Source organism: Soonwooa sp. T0.1_25, from assembly GCF_057652215.1.
The window spans coordinates 1-21,896 of the sequence record NZ_JBYFBZ010000018.1; the positions used below are offsets into that span (position 1 = coordinate 1).

Below are 21,896 nucleotides of genomic sequence, written 5' to 3' on the forward strand. Positions count from 1 at the left end.
CTCATAACCTAAAATTAATTGTTTTTTGCTAATAACTTTAGGGTTATAAAATGTCCGGTTTTTGGGGAGACTTACAAAACCAAATGAAAATCTTGATATGAAAAAGAAACTTGTGGTTTTATCGGGTGCTGGGATTAGTGCAGAAAGCGGAATTTCGACTTTTAGAGATTCGAATGGTTTTTGGGAAAATCATCGTATTGAAGATGTGGCGTCGCCCGAAGGTTTTGAAAGAAATCCAGAATTAGTTTTGGAATTTTACAACCTTAGACGCCGACAATTAAAAGATGTAAAACCAAATCGAGCGCATGAAATTTTAGCAGAACTAGAAAGAGATTTTGATGTTCATATCATCACACAAAATGTAGACGACTTGCATGAACGCGCAGGCTCTACAAAGGTGACGCATCTTCATGGTGAACTCTGCAAAGTGCGACCTGTAAATTCGGAAAGCGACGCAATTCTTTGGGAAGACGACCTTAATCTTGGAGATTTGGACGAAAACGGAATACAATTGCGACCTCACATTGTTTGGTTTGGCGAGATGGTTACTGAGATGCAAAATGCTGCCGAAATTGCTTCGGAAGCGGATTTATTTCTGGTTATCGGGACCTCTATGCAAGTTTATCCGGCAGCAGGTTTAGTGCATGATGTTCCTACAAATGCTGAGATTTTTGTAATTGATCCCAATTTAGATTTTTCGATGTTTAGAAATAAAGAAAACTGTTTTAAAAGCTCTGCAACAGAAGGTATGCAAAAACTTCAAGATATTTTAAAATCAAAGTTTCTGTAAAATTTTTATTCAGATTTTTCTAAACACTTTCATCAATTTTAAATTAATTATTCAAGATAAAATGACTTCCAAAAATTTAAAAATGTTAAAGTTTTAATTTGGACTAAACTTTAACATTTTAATTTAAAAAAAATAAAAACTCGGCATCACATTTGATGGGAATTAAAATAGAAAAAAATTAACATTTCTTTAACTTAATTCCATTTAAAATTTATGAAAACATTTTTTGAAGAAAAGCTTAATACATCGGCTTTTCTTGGGACGCTTGCATTAATTTCGGCAACGTCATTTCTTTTGGTTGGTTGTGATAAAACGACAGAACGCATCGACGCAAAAACCACCGAACAACCCCAAAAGAAACCCGTCTCAAAAAATGTTATTAAAGTTGATGAAACTACCGGAACAATCAGCGACAACAAGCGGATTATCTATTTAACTTTTGACGATGGACCAAATCGTGGAACCGAAAATCTTTTGAAAATTTTGCATAAAAGAAATGTTGTGGCAACTACTTTCGTTGTAGGTAAACACTTTAATGGAAGCGCTAAACAGAAAAAAGACTTCGCAGATTTGCGAAAAGATTCTTTAATAGAAATCGCTAATCACAGTTTTAGTCACGCAGATAATCACTATTCGGAGTTTTACAAAAATCCTGAAAAAGTCGTTGCAGATTTCGATTCGGCGCAGGTTCTTTTGGGTTTAAATAATAAAATTGCAAGAACACCTGGACGTAATATTTGGCGACTTAATAACATAAATGTTACTGATATTTCTGCTTCAAAACTTGCTGCCAATCAACTACAAATTGCGGGTTACAAACTGGTTGGTTGGGATCTAGAATGGCGTCCTACCGCAAAAATGTCATTAAAAGGAAATCACCAACAGATGATGAAAAAAGTCGACAGTATTTTTTTGAATGATTTAGAGAAAACGTCTAAACATTTGGTGTTTTTGACGCACGATCAATATTTGACGGATGACGAATCGCTTGCAGAATTGGATGAGTTCATCGATGTTTTGCAAAAATCCAATCGTTTTGAATTCCGAAAAATTTCTGAATATCCAAAAATTAATGAGATTCTTAATTAAATCGCTTTACAAATAAAATCAAAATCCTCTTAAATATTGAGCGGATTTTTTATTAATTTTAAAACAGTTTTCAAATTTATATAATCCAATCGATTAACATTTTAGATAAAATGATTTCTGCAATTATTTTCAAAAATGAAATCATTTTGAAACGAAATGAGCTTTTGAAAACTGTAAATAGCATTGATTCTAATATTTATTTTGTTAAAAAAAAAACTGAATTCTTAATGCCAGAAGCAATATTTTGAACAATTTGTATTTTTATACAATTTGCTGGATGCAATATTGGCAGCGTTCATACCGGTAAAACTAAAAATGATTTGCGCGCCGAAAAAATTAACACGGTTGAAAACAGTAATTTTCAAAACGTAATCTTAAAATTCAGACAAATTAATTTGCATCAATATATGGACAATTTGGTGCCTCCTATGTGTTGAAGAAATGCCAGAATTAAACAAAATAAAAGCAGAATTTGAGGGTAAAAATGTGCAATTTGCTTCATTATCAGTTGATACCGATTCGGCGAAACTTCAGAAATTTATTGATTCTAAAAAATTTCATTTCGAAGATTTAACGCTTAAAAATATAAAGTATAAAAATGCAATCTTAAACTTTCTAGACAAAAAACCTCTTAATTTCGAGAATACAACACAAGCAATTCCTTTAACTTATCTTGTTAAAAACGGGAAAGTTATCCATAAAATTACAGGCGGAACCTACGCTACAGAATTGCGAAATTTAATTAATGATAATTTGTAAAAACGCGGCGATTAAACTTGTCTACTAAAAGTTTTCATTTACTAAAAAATAGAAAAAGTTTCAACATTTGTTGAAACTTTTTTGTTATGGTTCGTAGGTCATAATGCTACGTTTATGCATTTTGAAGCCTAGTTTTTGATAAAGATGAATCGCGCGTTCGTTATGATTTTCGATTTCGAGGAACATCATTTTCAGATTTTGTTTCTGTGCAAATTCCTGCGCAAAAGTCACCGCTTTGCCGCCATATTTTTTGCCTTGTGCTTCAGGTTTTATATACAATTCGTCCAGAAAACACATCATTCCACCAAATTCAAAAGAGAATAGATAATTGAGAATCATGTAACCAACAACTTTTCTTTCTTCATTTTTTAAAATAAAACATTGACCAAGATTTGGACTTTCAACAAAAATTTCAAAATTTTTACGCGTCGTTTCTGTATCAAAAGGATAGCCATCAATTTCGTAAAAGTCTTTCATCATCGGCATTACCAAGCTTATTTCGTCAAGATCAAGTTTGTCTATTTTCAAATCCATTTCATAATTTTTCACAAAGTTAGGCATTAAATATTTGGTCATTCAAAATTTAATTCTACATTTGTAGAGATAGATAATTACTTGTAGAATGAAAATTAAATTAACCGAAGCAGAAAAAGAAGTTATGCAAGTCCTTTGGGAAAAGGAAAAAGCCTTTATGAAAGATATTATCGATGCTTATCCTGATCCAAAACCTGCAACAACGACGATCGCAACTTTGCTAAAAAGGATGCAAAACAAAGATTTTGTTGGCTACGAATTGTTTGGAAATTCGCGGGAATATTTTCCTAAAATTGAAAAAGAGCACTATTTTTCTTCTGAAATGAAAAGCATGATTCATAATTTTTTTGATAATTCTGTGAGTCAATTTGCATCGTTTTTTACTCAAAATGCAAAGCTTAGTCAAAAAGAATTAAAAGAATTGCGTGACATGATTGATGAAAAAATTGAAAACCCAAAGTCATGATTCCGTTCTATCTAAAATACGTTGCAGTAAGCAGTTTGCTGATTATTTTTTATTATTTGGTTTTAGAAAATCAAAAGAATCATCGTTTCAAAAGGTTCTTTTTGCTAGCAAGTTTAGCTTTTAGTTTAGGGATTCCTTTTATCGAAATTCCTTTCGGAAGTTATTATGTTAAAGCCTCGACTTTTAATCTTGGACAAGAAGCAATCCAATCTCAGATTATTGAGGAAACTCCAAAATTGGATACTTATCAAATTCTTTTCTATCTATATGTAATGATTGTCGGGATTTTAATTCTGAAATTAATTTTCCAAATCGGACAAATTTTATTTAAAAAAGTAAAAGCAAAAAATATAGTTTTTAAAACTTATAACATTTCGCTTTTAGAGGAAAACATAACCGCTTTCAGCTTTTTAAATACGATCTATGTCAATCGACAACGATTTGAAAATAATAACATAGATGATAGCATTCTCGTACACGAACAGACACATATTACACAAAAACATAGTTTTGATATTTTATTAATTGAATTTTTAAAAGCTTTGTTTTGGTTAAACCCTGCACTATATTTTTTCAAAAACGCTATTACAACCAACCATGAATTTTTGGCTGACGACGCTGTTTTAAAACAAAAATCACTAAAAGATTATCAAGAGATAATTTATCAAGAAGTTTCTAACCATTTTTTCCCACTGACACAAACTTTTAAACGAAATAATAACACCAAAAAAAGATTTATTATGATGAACACCAAAAAAAACAATAAAATGGGCTTTCGTATTTTCGGATCTGTTCTATTTACTTGCGGCGTGGCATTTCTCTTTGCCGAAAAAGTTAAAACGCCAATTGCAATTAATGATTCGGTTTTAGAAAAGAATACTCAACAGAAAGTTGGTGGTTTAGCACAAAGTACTACAACAGAATTTCAAACTTCTAAACCTACGATTGCAAATAAAGTTAGTGATACAATAAAACGTAAAAACGAACTGGAAGATCCAAAAATTATTGGCAACGCTTCAAAATCTGAATCCACAGAAGTAGAAAAACCTGCAGAATATCCGGGCGGAATTGGTAATTTGAGACGCGATTTAGCAATGGAAATCAACACAATTTCTTTTGAAAACATAAAAGGGTTTTTAAAAACGGAAAGTATGATTAAGATTGATTCGGAAGGAAAATTTGTTACTGTTACAACCACTGGTGAAAATCAAAACTTTAACAAAGAGGTTGAAAGAACACTTAATAAAATTCTTCAAAACGTAACTTGGGAATCAGCAAAAAAGGATGGTAAAAGCATTACTTCATATTACAAGCTACCAGTCGTGATGCAATTTGCAGAAGATGGAAAAACGCCTCCTCCACCTCCACCGCCATCTCAACCAAGAAAATCAAAATAACAAAAAAGAGCCAAATGAGGCTCTTTTTTCATTTTTAAAGCCTATCGAAAGCAAAAAAATCTTAACTTTAAAGCATAATAATTCGTAAATAATGAGTCTTACAAAAGAGCAAATTGCCCAGCGTATAGCAAAGGAAATCAAGAATAATTCGTATGTTAATTTAGGAATTGGTATTCCAACTTTGGTTGCCAACTATATTCCAGAAGGGATAAATGTCGTGCTACAATCCGAAAATGGACTTCTTGGTATGGGACCTTTCCCCATCGAAGGCGAAGAAGATCCAGATCTTATCAATGCCGGAAAACAAACTATTACAACTTTACCAGGTTCTGCAGTTTTTGACTCCGCGATGAGTTTTGGGATGATCCGTGCACAAAAAGTAGATTTAACAATACTTGGCGCAATGGAAGTTTCCGAAAACGGAGATATCGCCAACTGGAAAATTCCTGGCAAAATGGTAAAAGGTATGGGCGGCGCAATGGATTTGGTAGCTTCTGCGAAGAACATTATTGTAGCGATGCAACAAGTTAACAAACATGGAGAAAGCAAGTTGTTATCAGAATGTACTTTGCCTTTAACTGGTGTTAAATGCATTAAAAAAATCGTTACCGAATTGGGCGTTTACGAGGTTTTACCAGAAGGCGGTTTCCGACTTTTAGAAAGAGCGCCAGGCGTTAGTGTTGATGACATCAAAAAAGCAACTGCTGGTAAGTTAATTGCCGACGAGAATGCTCCTGAAATGACATTTTAAATTTTAAATAAATCCATATAAAAATCAATGGGAAAATCTTTTAATGCTTCTGTTAATAAAAGTTACGACTTCAGTTTGACAGAAGACCAAATCCATGCAATTGATGCTGTGACTTTGGATAACGAAAATTATCACATCCTTCATCAAAACAAATCTTACCAAGCCGAAGTTGTTGATGCCGATTTTAATCAAAAAAAATATACGGTTTCTGTTAACAACAATCTTTATGAAGTTGATATCCAAAATGATTTGGACAAGTTGATTAAAAAAATGGGCTTCGAAGTTGGAAAATCAAAACAAGTTAATGCGATTAAAGCGCCAATGCCAGGACTTATTTTAGAAATTTCTGTTGCGGTTGGGCAAGAAGTTAACGAAGGCGATAGTCTTCTGATTCTTGAAGCGATGAAAATGGAAAACAGCTTCTACTCACCGAGACAAGGTGTTATTAAATCGATCGCTGTAGAAAAAGGTCAAGCGGTTGACAAAGGACAATTATTAATCGAATTCGAATAAAATCTAATCATAAAATGAAAAAAATACTCGTAGCAAATCGAGGAGAAATAGCATTAAGAGTGATGAAAACAGCTAAGAAAATGGGTATTAAAACCGTTGCTGTTTTCTCTGTTGCAGATAGAGAATCTCCTCATGTTAAATTTGCTGACGAAGCGGTTTGCATTGGTGAAGCGCCTTCTAATCAGTCTTATTTATTAGGCGATAAAATCATTGAAGTTTGTAAGGAATTAGGTGTTGACGGGATCCATCCTGGTTATGGCTTCTTGTCAGAAAATGCTGAATTTGCGGAAAAGGCCGAAGCTAATAATATTACATTTATCGGTCCACGTTCTAATGCGATCCATATTATGGGAAGTAAGTTGGCTGCTAAAGAAGCCGTTAAAGCTTATGATATCCCGATGGTTCCTGGTCTTGACGAAGCCATCACCGATGTTGAAAAAGCTAAAAAAGTTGCCGTTGAAATTGGTTTTCCAATTTTGATTAAAGCTTCTGCTGGTGGTGGTGGAAAAGGGATGCGTGTTGTAGAAAACGAAGGCGAATTTGAGTCTCAAATGCAACGTGCTATTTCCGAAGCGACTTCAGCTTTTGGTGACGGATCTGTATTTATCGAAAAATATGTTGGTTCTCCAAAGCATATCGAAATCCAAGTTATGGCAGACGATCATGGCAATATTCTTTATTTATTCGAGAGAGAATGTTCTGTACAACGTCGCCACCAAAAGGTTGTTGAAGAAGCGCCATCTGCGGTTTTAACACCAGAAATTAGAAAAGCTATGGGAGAAGCTGCGGTTAAAGTGGCTAAATCTTGTGATTATCTAGGCGCTGGTACTGTTGAATTCCTTTTGGATGAAAACAAAAACTTCTATTTCCTAGAAATGAACACGCGTCTACAAGTAGAACATCCCGTAACCGAAATGATTACAGGAATGGATTTGGTAGAATTACAAATTCGTGTTGCTCGTGGCGAAGCTTTACCTATTAAACAAGAAGATTTAAAAATTGATGGTCACGCACTAGAACTTCGTGTTTATGCAGAAGATCCATTGAATGATTTCTTACCAAGCGTTGGGACTTTAACAACCTATCAACCTCCTGTTGGTGATGGTGTACGTGTAGATGATGGTTTTGCTGAAGGTATGGATGTTCCTATTTATTATGACCCAATGCTTTCAAAATTAATCGTTCATGGTAAAGACCGTAATGAAGCGATCGAAAAAATGCTAGAAGCGATCCAAGATTATAAAGTTGAAGGTGTTAGTACTACTCTGCCTTTCGGTAGTTTTGTATTCGATCATGAAGCTTTCCGTTCTGGAAATTTCGACACTAATTTTGTTAAAAAATATTACAGTCCAGAAATTATTGTTGAAAACCAAGCTAAAGAAGCTGAAGTTGCAGCTTTAATTGCTTTGAAAAAATATCTTGAGGATCAAAAATTATTGCGTGTTCCTAATCAATTCTAAATCAAATCATGGAAAATAAAATAGACCTTTTAAATAAAAAAATAGCGGAGTCTAAACTGGGCGGTGGCGAAAAAAGAATTGCAACGCAACACGCTAAGAAAAAATTAACCGCAAGAGAACGTATCGAATATTTCTTTGACGAAGGTTCTTTTGAAGAAATTGGCGCTTTTATTACACACCGTACCAAGGATTTTGGCATGGATAAAGAATATTATCTTGGCGATGGTGTTATCACAGGTTACGGAACGGTTAACGGTCGCTTGACTTATGCTTTCGCTCAAGATTTCACAGTATTTGGCGGTGCTTTGTCCGAAACCCATGCAGAGAAAATTTGCAAAGTGATGGATATGGCGGTTAAAGTTGGTGCGCCGATGATTGGTCTTAATGACTCAGGCGGTGCGCGTATCCAAGAAGGTGTAAGATCATTGGGCGGTTATGCAGATATTTTCTTTAGAAATGTACAAGCTTCTGGTGTTATTCCTCAGATTTCTGCCATTATGGGACCTTGTGCTGGTGGAGCGGTATATTCGCCTGCGATGACGGATTTCACAATGATGGTGGAGAACACGTCTTATATGTTCGTAACTGGACCTAATGTTGTTAAAACAGTAACTAACGAAACGGTAACTTCCGAAGAATTAGGTGGTGCTTCAACGCATTCTACAAAGTCTGGTGTTGCACATACAACTTCCGCTAATGATGTTGAATGTCTTGAAGATGTAAAAACTTTATTAAGTTATCTTCCTCAAAACAATCAAGAAGTTACACAACAATTATCTTACGAAATCGGTAACGAACTTCGTGAAGATCTTAAGAACATTATTCCAGATAATGCCAACAAGCCTTATGATATGCACGACGTCATCAATCATTTAATTGATGAAGATTCGTTCTTTGAAATTCATAAAAACTATGCTGAAAACATCGTTGTAGGTTTTGCAAGAATTGCAGGTAGAAGTATTGGTATTGTGGCTAACAATCCAATGTTCTTGGCTGGTTGTTTAGATGTTAATTCATCTATTAAAGCTGCGAGATTTACACGTTTTTGTGATGCTTTCAATATTCCTTTGTTAGTATTGGTTGACGTTCCTGGTTTCTTACCTGGTACAGATCAAGAATGGAATGGTATCATCACACACGGCGCAAAATTATTGTACGCCTTGTCAGAAGCAACAGTTCCGAAAGTGACGGTTATTACAAGAAAAGCTTATGGTGGCGCTTATGATGTTATGAACTCTAAACATATCGGCGCTGACATGAACTTCGCTTGGCCATCTGCTGAGATTGCTGTAATGGGCGCAAAAGGAGCTTCAGAAATTATTTTTAAAAGAGAAATTTCTGAGGCCGCAGATCCTGCAGCAAAACTTGCGGAGAAGGAAGCTGAATATGCAGAAAAGTTTGCAAATCCTTATACAGCGGCACAAAGAGGTTTTATCGATGAAGTTATTTTCCCAGAAGATACCCGTCGAAAATTAATAAAGGCTTTCGCGATGTTGGAAAACAAATTCGTTGAAAGACCAAACAGAAAACACGGTAACATCCCGTTATAACAAACAAAATCCTGAGTCAATGCTCAGGATTTTTTATTTGTTTTAAAATATTTTAAACCTCGAAATTCTTCTTCGCAAGCTCTTTTCGCACACGGCTAAGACTTTCTGGCGTAATCCCGAGATAAGAAGCCACCATCCATTGCGGAACACGGAGCATGATATTAGGATACTTTTTAAGAAAATCTAAGTAACGTTCTTCAGCTGTGGTACTTATCAAAGCATTAACTCTGTTTTGCAAGTTTTTGATATGGTTAAACATCAACACTTGATTTCTTTCTGCAACTTGTGGATGCAATTCTGCTAACTTAAACAAAAAATCATCTGCCATGACAACAACTTCAGAATCTTCAATAGCTTCTATATAAAAACGAGATTTCTCACTTAACATTTGACTAGTTGAGTCCGAAATAATCCAGCCTTCTGGCGCAAATTGGATCACATGCTCTTTCCCCAACTTATCGATAGAATACATTCTCAAAAGACCTTTCTCGACAAAATAACGATCATTATTCACCTCACCTTCTCGCACCAACACACTTCCTTTTTTAAAGAATTTGACATCGTAATGCGTCGAACATTGCGTTATGCTATCCTCAGGAATTTCAAGAATCTGCGAAAGATGTTTATGAAAATTATTTACCATTTCTGTCAATCTGTTTTATTTTTTAAAAATACTAATTCTTATTTAAATTCAATGCATGATTTTAAAATCAGAAACATGACAATTTGTACCATAGGAATAATTGGTATAATTGATGTAATAAGCTTTACAACTAAATTTGTTTAGTGTAAATTTGTATTAAATATTATCTTATGAAAAAAGCCCTTATAGTTGTTGATGTACAAAATGATTTTTGTGAAGGAGGAAGTCTTGCGGTGCCAGGCGCTAGCGAAATTATCCCTTTCATTAATACGTTGATGGAGAAAGGAAACTATGACGAAATTGTTTTTACCCAAGATTGGCATCCAGCAGAACACAAATCGTTTGCAAGTAACAACGACCGCCAAGTTGGTGAAACTATTATATTAAATAGCATCCCGCAGTTTATGTGGCCAGATCACTGTGTACAAGGGACTTTCGGTGCAGAATTCCATAAAGATCTTGATGTCTCAAAAGCTACAAAAATTTTCCAAAAAGGTACACATCCTGACATTGACAGTTACAGTGGTTTCCAAGATAACAATCATTTTTTGAAAACAGGTCTAGAAGATTATCTTAAATATCACGATATTCAAATTGTGGAAATCGTTGGTTTAGCATTAGATTATTGCGTTAAATATACTTGTCTAGATGCGATGGAAGCAGGATTTGTCCCGATGTTACACTTCCAAGGGACAAGAGCTGTTAACGTAAAACCTGATAGCGCAAAAAATACAATCTATGACTTATTACAACATCACGTAACCGTTGTTGGTTAAGAAGTTTTAGAACATAATAAATTATCAAAACTGCTTTATTCTAAGCAGTTTTTTTTTATTTTTGTAACGAAAACATTTAAAACTATAAAACCATGAAAAAATTAGTGTATATGGCTACATTGTGTAGCGTATCATTTTTTAATGCTCAAAAATTTGAAGTTTCTGCTGGATATGGAACAGGATCTTTATTCGGAGGTGCAGACTCTATTCTAAAAGCTGTTGGTACAACGATTTTCAACGGCGAACCCGAAATGCCAAACAGTAATGGCGTTCTAACAGTTGCACTTACAACTTATAACGAAAACATGAAGTGGCGTTATGGTCTAGAAGCCAATCTTGAATCTTTTAACGAAACTAAATCAAGCTACAGAAAACAATCTTATTTCTCCATTTTGCCTAAGGTTGATTATTTCTGGTCAGATGCCGATAATAAATGGCGCTTCTACTCAGGAGTTTCGGTTGGGGTTTTATTCCGAGATTTGGATTATGTGGATACTTCGAAGAATGTTCAAAAAACAAACGATACTTTTTTTGCTTTTAACATAATGCCGATTGGCGTAAGATATGGCGGAAATTTCGGCGTTTTTATAGAGCCTAGTATTGGTACAAGAGGTTTTGTACAGGGCGGTCTTAATTATATTTTCTAAACTTAAATTTAACAAAATAAAAAGAGAGCTAAAATTTAGCTCTCTTCTTTTTTATAACATTTTCAAATTGTTAACTTCTAGTTCTGTCAAGATTCTCCAATGTCCACGTTTGATGTTTTTCTTGGTAAGTCCAGCAAACATGACGCGGTCAAGTGATTCCACCTCATAACCTAACTTTTGGAAAATACGTCTCACAACACGATTCCATCCGATGTGGATTTCGATACCGATTTCATTTTTAGGTTTTCCTTCAATGAAAGAAATACTGTCAACTTCGGCAACACCTTCTTCTAAACGAATTCCGTCCGCAATCGATCTCAAATCTTCAATAGACAATTTTCTATCCAAGGTCACATGATAGATTTTCTTCATGTTAAATGACGGATGCGTCAATTTTTTTGTCATGTGACCATCATTTGTCAACAAGATAACACCTGTTGTTTGACGGTCTAGACGACCAACTGGGAATAATCGGTATGGCGAAGCATTAGCTACAAGATCCATCACTGTTTTTCTAGCTTTGTCATCTTTAGTGGTTGAGATATAACCTTTTGGCTTGTTAAGGACCACGTAAACAGGTTTTTCTGGCGTAATGCTTTGTCCGTCAAACACAACTCGATCCGTCTTCTGAACCTGGTAACCCATCTCTGTCACCACCTTTCCGTTAACTTCCACAAGTCCTTGCGTGATAAGATCATCCGCCTCTCTTCTACTACAAATCCCAGAATTTGCAATATATTTATTAAGTCGTATGGTTTCTTTTGGCGCTTTAGCTAACTTATCCAATTTTCTTCTTTGGATATAAGATTTTACACGTTCGCCTTCTTCTTCTGTTTTATTGAAAGGTCTTCTCGGTCCGAATTTTCTCTCGCCGCCTTCGTATTTATCTCTAGAATCGAAGTCACGACCACGTGTCGTTTTTGGCTTTCCAAATTTCCCTCCTCTTTCGAAAGAACCTTCTTCTCTAGGCGAATTTTTTGAATCCCCTCTTGAGCCACGCGAATTTTCAGAAGACTTTCTCCCTCCAAAATTTCCGGTCTTTTTATTTCTGTCTGAAGAATTTCTATCGTTTCTGCTCATGCTTTAAATTTTTTGCAAAGATAGACTTTTTTAAGTCAATATAGAAAAGGCTTTTTGCAGTCCTTTTATATTGCCCAACTAAATCTTGAATATATACCATCGAACAACATCGCTAAGATCCCAAAAAATATCCATAATTTAAGAACACTTAATGTTGTCACTTTATCATTTTTATGATTTCTGAATAACCAAAATACACTTAATATTAACACGAAAAGTCCTATCGCAAAATACCAAGCCATGATGCTTTGTAGTCCTATACCTTTAATAATGATGAGTGATACAACAAAAGCCATCAAACAAAATACGATAATAACTCGCCTTGCAATCTTAGAACTAAATTGATTTGCAATCGTTTTATAGCCAAAAACTTTATCAGCATTTTTTGTTAAAAGATCTTTAGTCATGTCAATAATCATCAACATTAAAAAAAGAAAAATTGCCATGAAAAAGACTTTCAAAGTGAAAGTTCTGTAATAGACCAACATCCCAAAAAACGGATACATCGTCAAGCCAACGAACGTGAGGTTATTTAAAAATAAAACTTTACTAATCTTATGACTATAAAACCACATCAAAAATTGATAGACCAAAAAGAATACAAACACGCGCCAAGACTGTGTAAACGCAATTGTTAAACCTAAGGCATTGAGAAAAATATAGGCGTAAAGAAAATATTTTTGTTTAAAAAATGACTGTATTCGACTACGAAAAGGTTTGGTTACTTGATCTTTTTCTCGGTCGTAAAACTGATTAATAATACCACCAGCCAAAATACTTAAAATCGAACAAAGGATGATTAAGTGTGCGTGATAATCGAAGACAAATGCACGAAAACTTTCTTCTCTGTTAAATAAGAAAAACGTCGAAACATACAGCGCAAACGTCAACAAAGCCACGAAAAAAAATCGTGCACCCAAAATAAAGCCCATCAATTGATTCAATCGATAGGCAAAATTTTTATGTCGTTTTTGTATGTTTTGACTCATACTTTATTAAAATCTGTAAATCACCTCTTTCTGAAATCCAGAAAGCATTTTTTCAGCTTTTTCGTAATCTTTTGTAAATCCTAAAATGTAGCCTCCGCCGCCGCTTCCACAAAGTTTAAGGTAATAAGCATTGCTATCAATTCCTTTTTTCCAAATGTTATAGATACTTTCCGGAATCATCGGTTTGAAGTGGTCATACGCCCAAACTGATAATTTTTTCAAATTTTTGAAAAACGGATTCATGTCTTTTTTAAGGAAAGCCTCAATACAAGCGTTGTTATAACGGATAAACTCTTCTTTCATTGTTTTTCTGAAACCTTCAGTTTTCATTTTTTCAAAGAAAATCTGTATCATTGGGCCAGTTTCACCAGTTATCCCCGAGTCGATCAAAAATACAGCACCTTTACCTTCTGATGCATGATCAGGAATAGCAACTTTGTCAAGATTTTCTTTGTTTTCGATAAGGATCGGAAGATTCATGTAACAAATCAAAGGATCCATCCCAGAACTTTTACCATGGAAATAGCTTTCCATTTCACCAAAAATGGCTTTTAGTTTTTTAAGATTATCTTTAGAAATTGTATCTGGACTAAGTTTTTCTGATGAATATTTTTCAAAAATTGCAGCAACCAAAGCACCAGAACTTCCAACGCCGTAACCTTGCGGAATGTTAGAATCGAAGAATAATCCTTCTTCAATATCTTTTTTGAAAGCGTCAATGTTTAACTTAAAATTACCTGGTAAGTTAAGTGTTGCCAGAAAGTCGGCATACTTTTGTAAGTGCTGATTCGATTTTTTTTCGAACTCCGAAGCCAATTCCGAGAACTTCAAAGTTCCTTTATAAAAGCTGTACGGAACGACAAGCCCTTGCGAGTTTTCAATCATTCCATATTCTCCGAAAAGAATAATTTTAGCATAAAATAAAGGGTTGGTCATTGTTTATTTTTTTGTGTTTTGTAATGCAAATTTACAAAATATTTTCTATTGCGTTATCTGCAAATTAAATGCCGAAATTTTAAATATTATTAATATTATAAATTAGCTTTATTATTGTTAGCATTTACTTTTAAAAAACGAATTAAAACTAAACCAATTGCAAAGAAAACCGTCATGGACAATGCCGCATAACGCATATTGTTAAAATGCTCGATTAATGTAGCAAAAATGAAAGTTCCTAAAATAATTGCCAGTTTTTCTAAAACATCATAAAAACTGAAATAGGTTGTATTTTCCATACCGTCTTGCGGTAACAATTTAGAATATGTTGATCTCGACATTGCTTGTAGTCCGCCCATAACTAGACCAACAATTGCAGCAACACCATAGAATTGATATTCTACATTTGGATTTTCTTTATTAAGATAATAGGCTGAAAGACAAGCTACAATCCACAAAACAATACAAATCGAAATTACATTCTTGTTACCTATTTTTCTTGATAAACGTGAGAATGCAATCGCACCGATAATCGCTTCAATCTGAATAACCAAAAGCGTTAAAATCAATTTGTCTTGAGCTAAATTAATTTCTGATTTACCAAACAAAGTTGCCATCAAGAAAATAGTCTGCATACCAACACTGAAGAAAAAGAAACTCGACAAGAAATACTTTAAATTAGAATCTCTAAATAAATGATTACCAACCTTAAACAACTCTCTAAAGCTTTCTTTAACAATATCGATATAGAAGGTTATATTCTTTTTTAAAACAAAGAAAAAACCGCCATTATTTTTATGACTTTTGAAAAGATTTTTATGATTTAATAATACCAAATCTTTTGGAAGTTGGTCTTTAACATTCCCAAACTGAGGCAAATGTTTAAAAGTATATTGTGAAAAACCAAACCACCAAGCTCCTGTTAATAAGAAACTTATACGTGTATAAAGCTTAGCTTGTTCGGCATCTTTCGCTAAAACTTGGATTAAAACTAAACAAATAATAACCAAGATTACAGACCCGATGTATCCGTAAACATAACCTTTTGCGGACAAAGCATCTTGTTTATCTGGCGTTGCGATATCTGGTAAAAACGAATTATAAAACACCAAACTTCCCCAGAACCCAACACTGGCTGTAACACTAAATAAAAGTCCAAGCCAAACGGTATTCATCCCTGTAAACATCGCTAATCCCATACAAGAAGTGGCACCTAGATAACAGAAAAATTGCAAGAATGATTTCTTGTTACCGATCGTATCTGCCAACGATGACAAAATCGGAGAAAGAAGAACAACAATTACAAAAGACAAGGTTAAAGAATAACCATAAACTGCGTCTGGCTGATAATCTCTCCCGAAAATATTGATCATGTGTCTAACGGGCACTTGGATTGTTTTTCCAGTCTCTTCGACATACTCACTTCTTTCGCTAGCGGTTGTTAAAATCGAATAATAAATAGGAAAAATCGTGGATGTAATTACTAAAGAATATACAGAATTGGCCCAGTCGTATAACGCCCAAGCCTTCATGATTTTTGGATTATTTTTGATACTCACGTTTTAAGATTTCAAATATTTGAACAAATATAAAATTAATGTTGAGAAATAAAACTTCTACGCGAATTAATTTTCTGTCATCTCTGGCGCAAGTGTCGGGTCTTTGCCTTCTTTTTTCTGTTTTTCATAATCTTTAAAAAGGAACATCGCCTTCTTCTGCATCAACAAAATCGCAATAATATTAAGCCAAGCCATTAACCCAACACCGATATCACCAAGCATCCATGCACTTTCTGCCGTTTTGATGGTACCATAAAAAGCCGAAAACATAATCACAATTTGGAAGATTCTGATGTAGATTTTTTTGTTAGAATGTTTTTGAAGATAGCTAATATTGGTTTCTGCAATATAGTAATACGCCATTATAGTCGTGAATGCAAAGAAGAACAACGAAATAGCTACAAAGGCTTTCCCGATTGACGGAAAATGTTGCGCTACTGCAAACTGTGTAAAGTCCGCACCCATTTTGACATTCGGGATATTTTCAACAACAAAACCGCCAGCAGGATTTTCGACGTTATACATCCCAGTAAACAAAATCATCAGGGCAGTTGCCGTACATACAAAAATTGTATCAACATAAACCGAAAAACCTTGTACTAAACCTTGCTTCATCGGGTGCGATACTTCGGCTGCCGCGGCGGCATGTGGCGCAGTCCCCTGTCCTGCTTCGTTACTGTAGATTCCACGTTTTACACCCCAAGCAATTGCCATCCCGATAATACCTCCAAAGGCTGAATCTATACCCAAAGCGGATTCAAAAATTAATTTAAAAACAGCTGGGACTTGTTGAAAATTAAGACCAATAATCACCAAAGACATAAGAATATAACCTCCTGCCATAAAAGGAACAACAAATTCTGCAACCGTGCTAATTCGTTTAACACCACCTATTATAATAATACCTAAAATAATTGCAACAGCAATACCAGTTATATACATCGGGATATCAAAGGCATTTTTGACTGCAACAGCAATACTATTACTTTGTACACCAGGCAAAAACAAACCACAACTAAAAACCGTTACCACCGCAAAGGCAATAGCATACCATTTTAGTTTTAGACCTTTTTCGATGTAGAAAGATGGACCACCACGATATTGTCCATCTTTAACAACTTTATAGTATTGTCCAAGTGAGGCTTCAACAATCGCAGACGCACTTCCAAGAAACGCAATAACCCACATCCAAAATACTGCGCCAGGTCCGCCCATGCCGATTGCTGTTGCCACGCCCGCAATATTCCCTGTGCCTACACGTCCAGAAATAGCTAACGCAAACGCCTGAAACGACGAAATTCCTTTTTCAGAAGCATTGCCTTTAAATAATAATTTCCACATTTCGCGGATATAACGAATCTGTGGAAAACGCATTCGTATCGAAAAAAAGATGCCTGAAAACAAACATAAAAATATTAAAGTGTTACTCCATACAATTCCATTGATGACTTTTAAGAATTCGTCCATAGCTTTTATTAGATAGTTGAAGCTTCTAAGATAGGTTTTTTATGATAAAGGTTGGAGAATTGACTTTCTTTATACCCGTTGTGCATTTTAAATGATACTTACTTTTAAGTTGTTAATGTTTATGTTGAATTATTCTTTGTTCATAAACTGTACAACTGTTAATGCTGTTATTTTGGCCAAAAGTCTGGTTTTAAATCCTTGAAAAGTTTTAGCATAATTACGTCTAATCATAAATTGGTCGCATTGTTGAGAGAAGAGTGTCTCAATCCTTTTTCTTTGCTTTTTAAATAAATAAAATTGGTGTTTATAGTCTTTTTGATTCACTCTTTTTGGTGTTTCCAACTCTATATTTGCATAGTTGAATAAGTCAATTTGAATTTCGGAAGATAAATAGCCTTTATCACCCAGTAATGTGCAATTGGATAATTGTTCTTTAATGTCTTTTAAATAGTGAATATCATGAACGTATGCAGGGCTAATGTCTATACTTTGAAAAACACCACTAATAGAACAAACTGCATGAAGCTTATAGCCATAAAATGACATTTGCTGAGAAGCACAAAATCCTCTATTTGGATAGCAATATTCCATCTCTTTACATATTTTTGAGGTGTTGCTTCTGGAAAGTTTACAAACTTCTAAAGGCATACTGTCGATGATAAAGTAATTTTCAAACTCATTAAAATATTGAACTAACTTCAAACGAATTTCATTTATACTATCAGAAAGTCTTCTTTTGCGACGATTATAAACACTTCGTTCTATTTTATTTTTAATTACTTGAGGAATATGACGAAATAGATGATTTTCACTATCAATACCCATATATTCTGTCGTTAATGCGAGACTTATTAATTCTAAATCACTCAGTTTAGGAATTCTTCTTTGGTAAGATGGAAGAGTTTCATTTGATAATTTTTTCAAAACTTCCAAACTTCTTTCGTAATTTGCAAGTAAGTTGTTCATTGTAAATGTTTTGTAGGTAATTCAATTTACTGATTTTCAATGAAATGAACAAATTTTTACTTTTTAATTCATAATGCACAACGGGTTAAGTATCATTTAAAATGCACAACGGGTTAATATTTATGTTTATCAAGCGCAAGCTCAGTTAACGTTTTTCCCACAAAGAAAATCAGGAGAAATAGGATCTCAATTTGACATCAATTATCAGTTTAAAAAAGGAACTGCTCTTGGTGGAAAATATGGAACGGACATTGCGGTTAACTTTGCAAACTGGTACGGTTTTAAAAGAAAATACCGTGTTTATGAAGATTTTAACACTGTTGAAACCAAAACCTTAGATCTTGGCGAAGGTTATTATTCGGACTTCAATGTCGATATTAGAAAAAAACTATCGCATAGCTGGAATACAGCTTTAATCTATATTTATCAAGATTATAATACAGATAAAATCCAAGAGACAGAAGGTCATGTGTATGCTACGACAGCTGTTTGGGATAACTTATTCAAAATTAATTAAAGTCTTTAAAGCTAGAAGTTCAGCATCAGTGGGCTAGCTCGTCTTTCAAAAACTGGGCAGCAGCGCTATCTGAGTTTAATTTTAAAAAGAATTGGTCTATATTTGTAAGTGATATGTATAATTGCGGTAATGATTACAAGGAAAAGCAGATGCATTATAATACTTTTGGAGCAGTCTTTAGAAAGAACTCAACCCGAGGTCAGGCTTCTTATGGACGTCAAAGAGGAGGATTAATATGTGAGGGAGGCGTTTGTCGTATGGTTCCGAAAAATACCGGCTTTTCGCTACATATCAATACAAAGTTTTAGATCAATTTCGAAAATTTAATAATTAGCTAAAAATGAATTTAAAGAGAGTTTTATTATTCTTTTCCTTTATTTTTTCGGTTTTAGTCTTAGCTCAAGTTCAGAATCCTGTAAAGTTTCAATTTGATGTTAAAGACTTAGGAAAAGGGGAGTATGAGGCAGTATTAACTGCCAAAATGGAGGACAAATGGCATATTTATTCGCAGGATTTGCCACCTGATTCAGGATTTCCAACGGAGTTTAAACTATCTTCAAAAGAAGGTATTACAACAATGGGCAAAGTCCTAGAAATAGGAAAAAAACATGATGAATATTCCGAAGCTTTCGGCGCTCAGATTGTGTATTATGCGAATGAAGTTTTATTTAAACAAAAATTCAAAGCAAAAAATCCTGATAAAGATTTTAAAGTTGCGGCAGAAATAACTTATCAAGTTTGTAACGATAGATTGTGTCTTGCACCAACAACTTTAGAGTTCGAAAAAGCGGTTAAAAGTATAACGGCAACGACTACAGAAGAAGTAAAACCAGAGGCTGCAAGAAAGGCGCAGATGGATACGGCTTCCGTTGCAATACCAGAAGCTAATGGCGAGATAGCTGTTGTATCACCAACAACATCAGGACACGAAAAAGAATTAAAAATCAATTCTTTAGACTTCAAAAATCCGTTGACTAATTGTGGAACTGTTCAAGAAAATACAGGTGGAGACAACAATTGGTTAATCTTAGCATTAGGCTTTTTAGGAGGGCTTATTGCACTACTAACACCATGTGTTTTCCCGATGATTCCGTTGACGGTTTCGTTTTTTACAAAAGGTAGTAAGGATAAAGCAAAAGGTAAAAGAGATGCTTTTATATATGGATTCTTTATCTTACTAATCTTCGTATTATTAAGTATTCCGTTCCATATTATTGATGGGATTTCTGGGAATATTTTTAATCAAATCTCAACAAATATTTGGCTGAATTTATTCTTCTTTGTAATCTTTATTTTCTTTGCATTCAGTTTTTTTGGATACTACGAAATCACGCTTCCTAACTGGGTTGCTAACAAATCATCAAAAGCAGAAGAAGCAGGTGGAATCATCGGTATTTTTTTCATGGCATTGACTTTAGTTATCGTATCGTTTTCCTGTACAGGTCCTATTTTGGGAAGTTTATTGGGTGGCGTGGTGACAGGTTCGTCTAATGTACCAACACTTCTAACATTTGCTTTAGCAGGTTTTGGTATCGCTTGGGCATTGGTTTTCGGATTGTTAGCATTGTTCCCACAAGCATTACAAAGTCTTCCAAAATCAGGAGGTTGGATGAACACTGTTAAAGTTGTTCTTGGTTTTATCGAAGTTGCTTTAGCATTAAAATTCCTTTCAAAAGCAGATTTAGTTTCAAAAACATTTATGCTTAAAAGAGAATTATTTATTGTACTTTGGATCATCATTACGATTGGATTAGTACTTTATTTATTCGGAAAAATCAGATTCCCGCACGATGATAAAGAACCAAAAATTTCTTTAGGAAGAAAGCTTTTAGGTGTTTTAGGTTTAGGATTTTTAGGTTATTTAATTTATGGTTTAATCCCAGCCGACAAGCCAAAACTTCAATTGTTAAGTGGAATTCTTCCTCCGATGAATGTGAGTTATTTCCATAAAGAAGAAGACGGTATTTTAGGTTTAAAATTGCATCATAATTATTTTGATGCTTTAGAAGAAGCTAAAAAACAAAACAAACCACTTCTTATCGACTTTACGGGTTATGGTTGCGAAAACTGTCGTAAAATGGAGGAATTCGTTTGGAGTCAAGATGATATCTTACCGTTGTTGCAAAATGATGTTGTGATCGCCTCTGTTTATGTTGATGACAAGGAAGAATTGCCAGAAGCTGAACAAATGAAAATTGATATGGGCGGCGGTCAAATGAAGAAAATTAAAACAATTGGTGATAAGTGGTCGATGTTCCAACAGGTGAATTTCAACAACAATTCTCAACCGCATTATGTTTTGGTGACGCCAGATCAAAAGGTAATTAATACGCCAGTTTCGGGTTATATGCAGAAAGAGGATTTCAAAAAATTCTTAGAATGTGGAATCAATTATCATAAAAAGAATTAATTCTTGATCTAAAGTTTAGGTTTAAGTGAAATCCGCGATTTAGGTCGCGGATTTTTTTATTTTTAAATTCTGAAATAACTTGAAATATGAATTTTGTATGTTATTAAAAGAAAACAAATATGTTTGCTTTTTTACTAACTGAAGTTTTTTGAGTAAGTAAACGTCTTGTTCGATCGGATTTTGTAAAAATCGTATAGAGAACTTTTTGTGTCGATTATTTCTTCAGCGCTAGATTTTTTTTAATTTCTACAATATGCTTGTCAACGATTTTCATTAAATCATTCTGCTGCTTTTTATCTTCAATCTTTTCATTGTTGGTGGCGTCATTTCCGTCGCAGTCGTTGGTTTTAAATAAAAACTGAATCGGCTTTTGGCTCTCATAGTAATAAATTCGGTTTTCCTCATAACAAGATTCGGCTGCAGATTCGTAATAGACAAAAAATAGTTTATCATTTTTAAAATAGTAACTGAATTTTTGTTGCCATTCTGTATATGGCTGCTTTTTTAAGACGTATTAAAATTAGAGTATTAACTTTAACGTCAAGAAAAAGCAATGAAAAAATCAATATTTACGGAGCCGCAGATATTTAAGGTGCT

General features: G+C 34.2%; 21 protein-coding genes and 1 pseudogene. 14 read left to right on the top strand and 8 right to left on the bottom strand.

The window, feature by feature from the left end; genetic code table 11:
- The first annotated feature begins 97 nt into the window (after positions 1-97).
- The 3 genes from AC23MB_RS13435 (at position 98) to AC23MB_RS13445 (ending at position 2,638) form a co-directional block, all read left to right on the top strand.
- A complete protein-coding gene (locus AC23MB_RS13435; protein WP_313032127.1) occupies positions 98-790 on the top strand; it encodes an SIR2 family NAD-dependent protein deacylase in 693 nt (230 codons plus the stop codon).
- Between the two features lie 213 nt (positions 791-1,003).
- Positions 1,004-1,879, top strand: a complete 876-nt coding sequence (locus AC23MB_RS13440) for a polysaccharide deacetylase family protein (RefSeq protein ID WP_374331079.1) — start codon at positions 1,004-1,006, stop codon at positions 1,877-1,879.
- 393 nt (positions 1,880-2,272) lie between these two features.
- Entirely contained in the window at positions 2,273-2,638 is a 366-nt protein-coding gene (locus AC23MB_RS13445; RefSeq protein ID WP_487787549.1) for a TlpA family protein disulfide reductase, read from the top strand.
- An 84-nt stretch (positions 2,639-2,722) separates the two neighbouring features.
- Here the strand turns inward: AC23MB_RS13445 and AC23MB_RS13450 are convergent, their stop codons facing one another.
- Complete coding sequence (locus AC23MB_RS13450) at positions 2,723-3,172, bottom strand: GNAT family N-acetyltransferase (RefSeq protein WP_374331077.1); 450 nt, start codon at positions 3,170-3,172, stop codon at positions 2,723-2,725.
- 88 nt (positions 3,173-3,260) lie between these two features.
- Here AC23MB_RS13450 and AC23MB_RS13455 point away from each other — a divergent pair, with 88 nt between their 5' ends.
- From AC23MB_RS13455 to AC23MB_RS13480, 6 genes are all read left to right on the top strand, one after another.
- Positions 3,261-3,638, top strand: a complete 378-nt coding sequence (locus AC23MB_RS13455; protein ID WP_079668329.1) for a BlaI/MecI/CopY family transcriptional regulator — start codon at positions 3,261-3,263, stop codon at positions 3,636-3,638.
- Entirely contained in the window at positions 3,635-5,035 is a 1,401-nt protein-coding gene (locus tag AC23MB_RS13460; RefSeq protein WP_487787538.1) for a M56 family metallopeptidase, read from the top strand. The genes AC23MB_RS13455 and AC23MB_RS13460 overlap by 4 nt, the downstream gene beginning before the upstream one ends.
- A 91-nt stretch (positions 5,036-5,126) precedes the next feature.
- On the top strand, positions 5,127-5,786 hold the full coding sequence (locus AC23MB_RS13465) for a 3-oxoacid CoA-transferase subunit B (RefSeq protein ID WP_079668331.1): 660 nt from the start codon (positions 5,127-5,129) through the stop codon (positions 5,784-5,786).
- Between the two features lie 27 nt (positions 5,787-5,813).
- Complete coding sequence (locus AC23MB_RS13470) at positions 5,814-6,299, top strand: acyl-CoA carboxylase biotin carboxyl carrier protein subunit (protein ID WP_313032110.1); 486 nt, start codon at positions 5,814-5,816, stop codon at positions 6,297-6,299.
- A 14-nt stretch (positions 6,300-6,313) separates the two neighbouring features.
- Complete coding sequence (accC, locus tag AC23MB_RS13475; RefSeq protein WP_487787539.1) at positions 6,314-7,759, top strand: acetyl-CoA carboxylase biotin carboxylase subunit; 1,446 nt, start codon at positions 6,314-6,316, stop codon at positions 7,757-7,759.
- An 8-nt stretch (positions 7,760-7,767) separates the two neighbouring features.
- The gene (locus AC23MB_RS13480; RefSeq protein WP_487787540.1) at positions 7,768-9,309 is read left to right on the top strand and encodes an acyl-CoA carboxylase subunit beta; all 1,542 of its coding nucleotides are present in this window, start codon (positions 7,768-7,770) and stop codon (positions 9,307-9,309) included.
- A 52-nt stretch (positions 9,310-9,361) separates the two neighbouring features.
- Here the strand turns inward: AC23MB_RS13480 and AC23MB_RS13485 are convergent, their stop codons facing one another.
- Positions 9,362-9,952 (bottom strand): Crp/Fnr family transcriptional regulator, encoded by a 591-nt coding sequence (locus AC23MB_RS13485; RefSeq protein ID WP_079667978.1) that lies wholly within the window; start codon positions 9,950-9,952, stop codon positions 9,362-9,364.
- Between the two features lie 170 nt (positions 9,953-10,122).
- Between AC23MB_RS13485 and pncA the strand changes: the two genes are divergently transcribed.
- Positions 10,123-10,728 carry a bifunctional nicotinamidase/pyrazinamidase gene (pncA, locus tag AC23MB_RS13490; protein ID WP_487787541.1) on the top strand — a complete coding sequence of 202 codons (606 nt, stop codon included), beginning with the start codon at positions 10,123-10,125 and terminating at the stop codon, positions 10,726-10,728.
- A 92-nt stretch (positions 10,729-10,820) separates the two neighbouring features.
- Positions 10,821-11,375: a hypothetical protein gene (locus tag AC23MB_RS13495; RefSeq protein WP_487787542.1), complete on the top strand. Its 555-nt coding sequence runs from the start codon at positions 10,821-10,823 to the stop codon at positions 11,373-11,375.
- A 51-nt stretch (positions 11,376-11,426) separates the two neighbouring features.
- Here the strand turns inward: AC23MB_RS13495 and AC23MB_RS13500 are convergent, their stop codons facing one another.
- From AC23MB_RS13500 to AC23MB_RS13525, 6 genes are all read right to left on the bottom strand, one after another.
- Complete coding sequence (locus AC23MB_RS13500; protein ID WP_487787543.1) at positions 11,427-12,455, bottom strand: pseudouridine synthase; 1,029 nt, start codon at positions 12,453-12,455, stop codon at positions 11,427-11,429.
- Positions 12,456-12,520: 65 nt separating this feature from the next.
- Complete coding sequence (locus AC23MB_RS13505) at positions 12,521-13,444, bottom strand: UbiA family prenyltransferase (protein ID WP_487787544.1); 924 nt, start codon at positions 13,442-13,444, stop codon at positions 12,521-12,523.
- Positions 13,445-13,450: 6 nt separating this feature from the next.
- Entirely contained in the window at positions 13,451-14,380 is a 930-nt protein-coding gene (locus AC23MB_RS13510; protein WP_487787545.1) for a mevalonate kinase family protein, read from the bottom strand.
- 95 nt (positions 14,381-14,475) lie between these two features.
- A complete protein-coding gene (locus tag AC23MB_RS13515) occupies positions 14,476-15,912 on the bottom strand; it encodes an MFS transporter (RefSeq protein WP_487787550.1) in 1,437 nt (478 codons plus the stop codon).
- Between the two features lie 93 nt (positions 15,913-16,005).
- Positions 16,006-17,406: an alanine/glycine:cation symporter family protein gene (locus AC23MB_RS13520; RefSeq protein WP_487787546.1), complete on the bottom strand. Its 1,401-nt coding sequence runs from the start codon at positions 17,404-17,406 to the stop codon at positions 16,006-16,008.
- A 129-nt stretch (positions 17,407-17,535) separates the two neighbouring features.
- Entirely contained in the window at positions 17,536-18,372 is an 837-nt protein-coding gene (locus AC23MB_RS13525) for an IS982 family transposase (RefSeq protein ID WP_487787547.1), read from the bottom strand.
- 118 nt (positions 18,373-18,490) lie between these two features.
- Here AC23MB_RS13525 and AC23MB_RS13530 point away from each other — a divergent pair, with 118 nt between their 5' ends.
- From AC23MB_RS13530 to AC23MB_RS13540, 3 genes and pseudogenes are all read left to right on the top strand, one after another.
- Entirely contained in the window at positions 18,491-18,889 is a 399-nt protein-coding gene (locus tag AC23MB_RS13530) for a DUF6029 family protein (protein WP_409456545.1), read from the top strand.
- Between the two features lie 11 nt (positions 18,890-18,900).
- Positions 18,901-19,197, top strand: a pseudogene (locus AC23MB_RS13535) (DUF6029 family protein); the annotation flags it as partial.
- Positions 19,198-19,229: 32 nt separating this feature from the next.
- Positions 19,230-21,299 (top strand): protein-disulfide reductase DsbD family protein, encoded by a 2,070-nt coding sequence (locus AC23MB_RS13540; protein ID WP_487787548.1) that lies wholly within the window; start codon positions 19,230-19,232, stop codon positions 21,297-21,299.
- Positions 21,300-21,896: the final 597 nt, after the last annotated feature.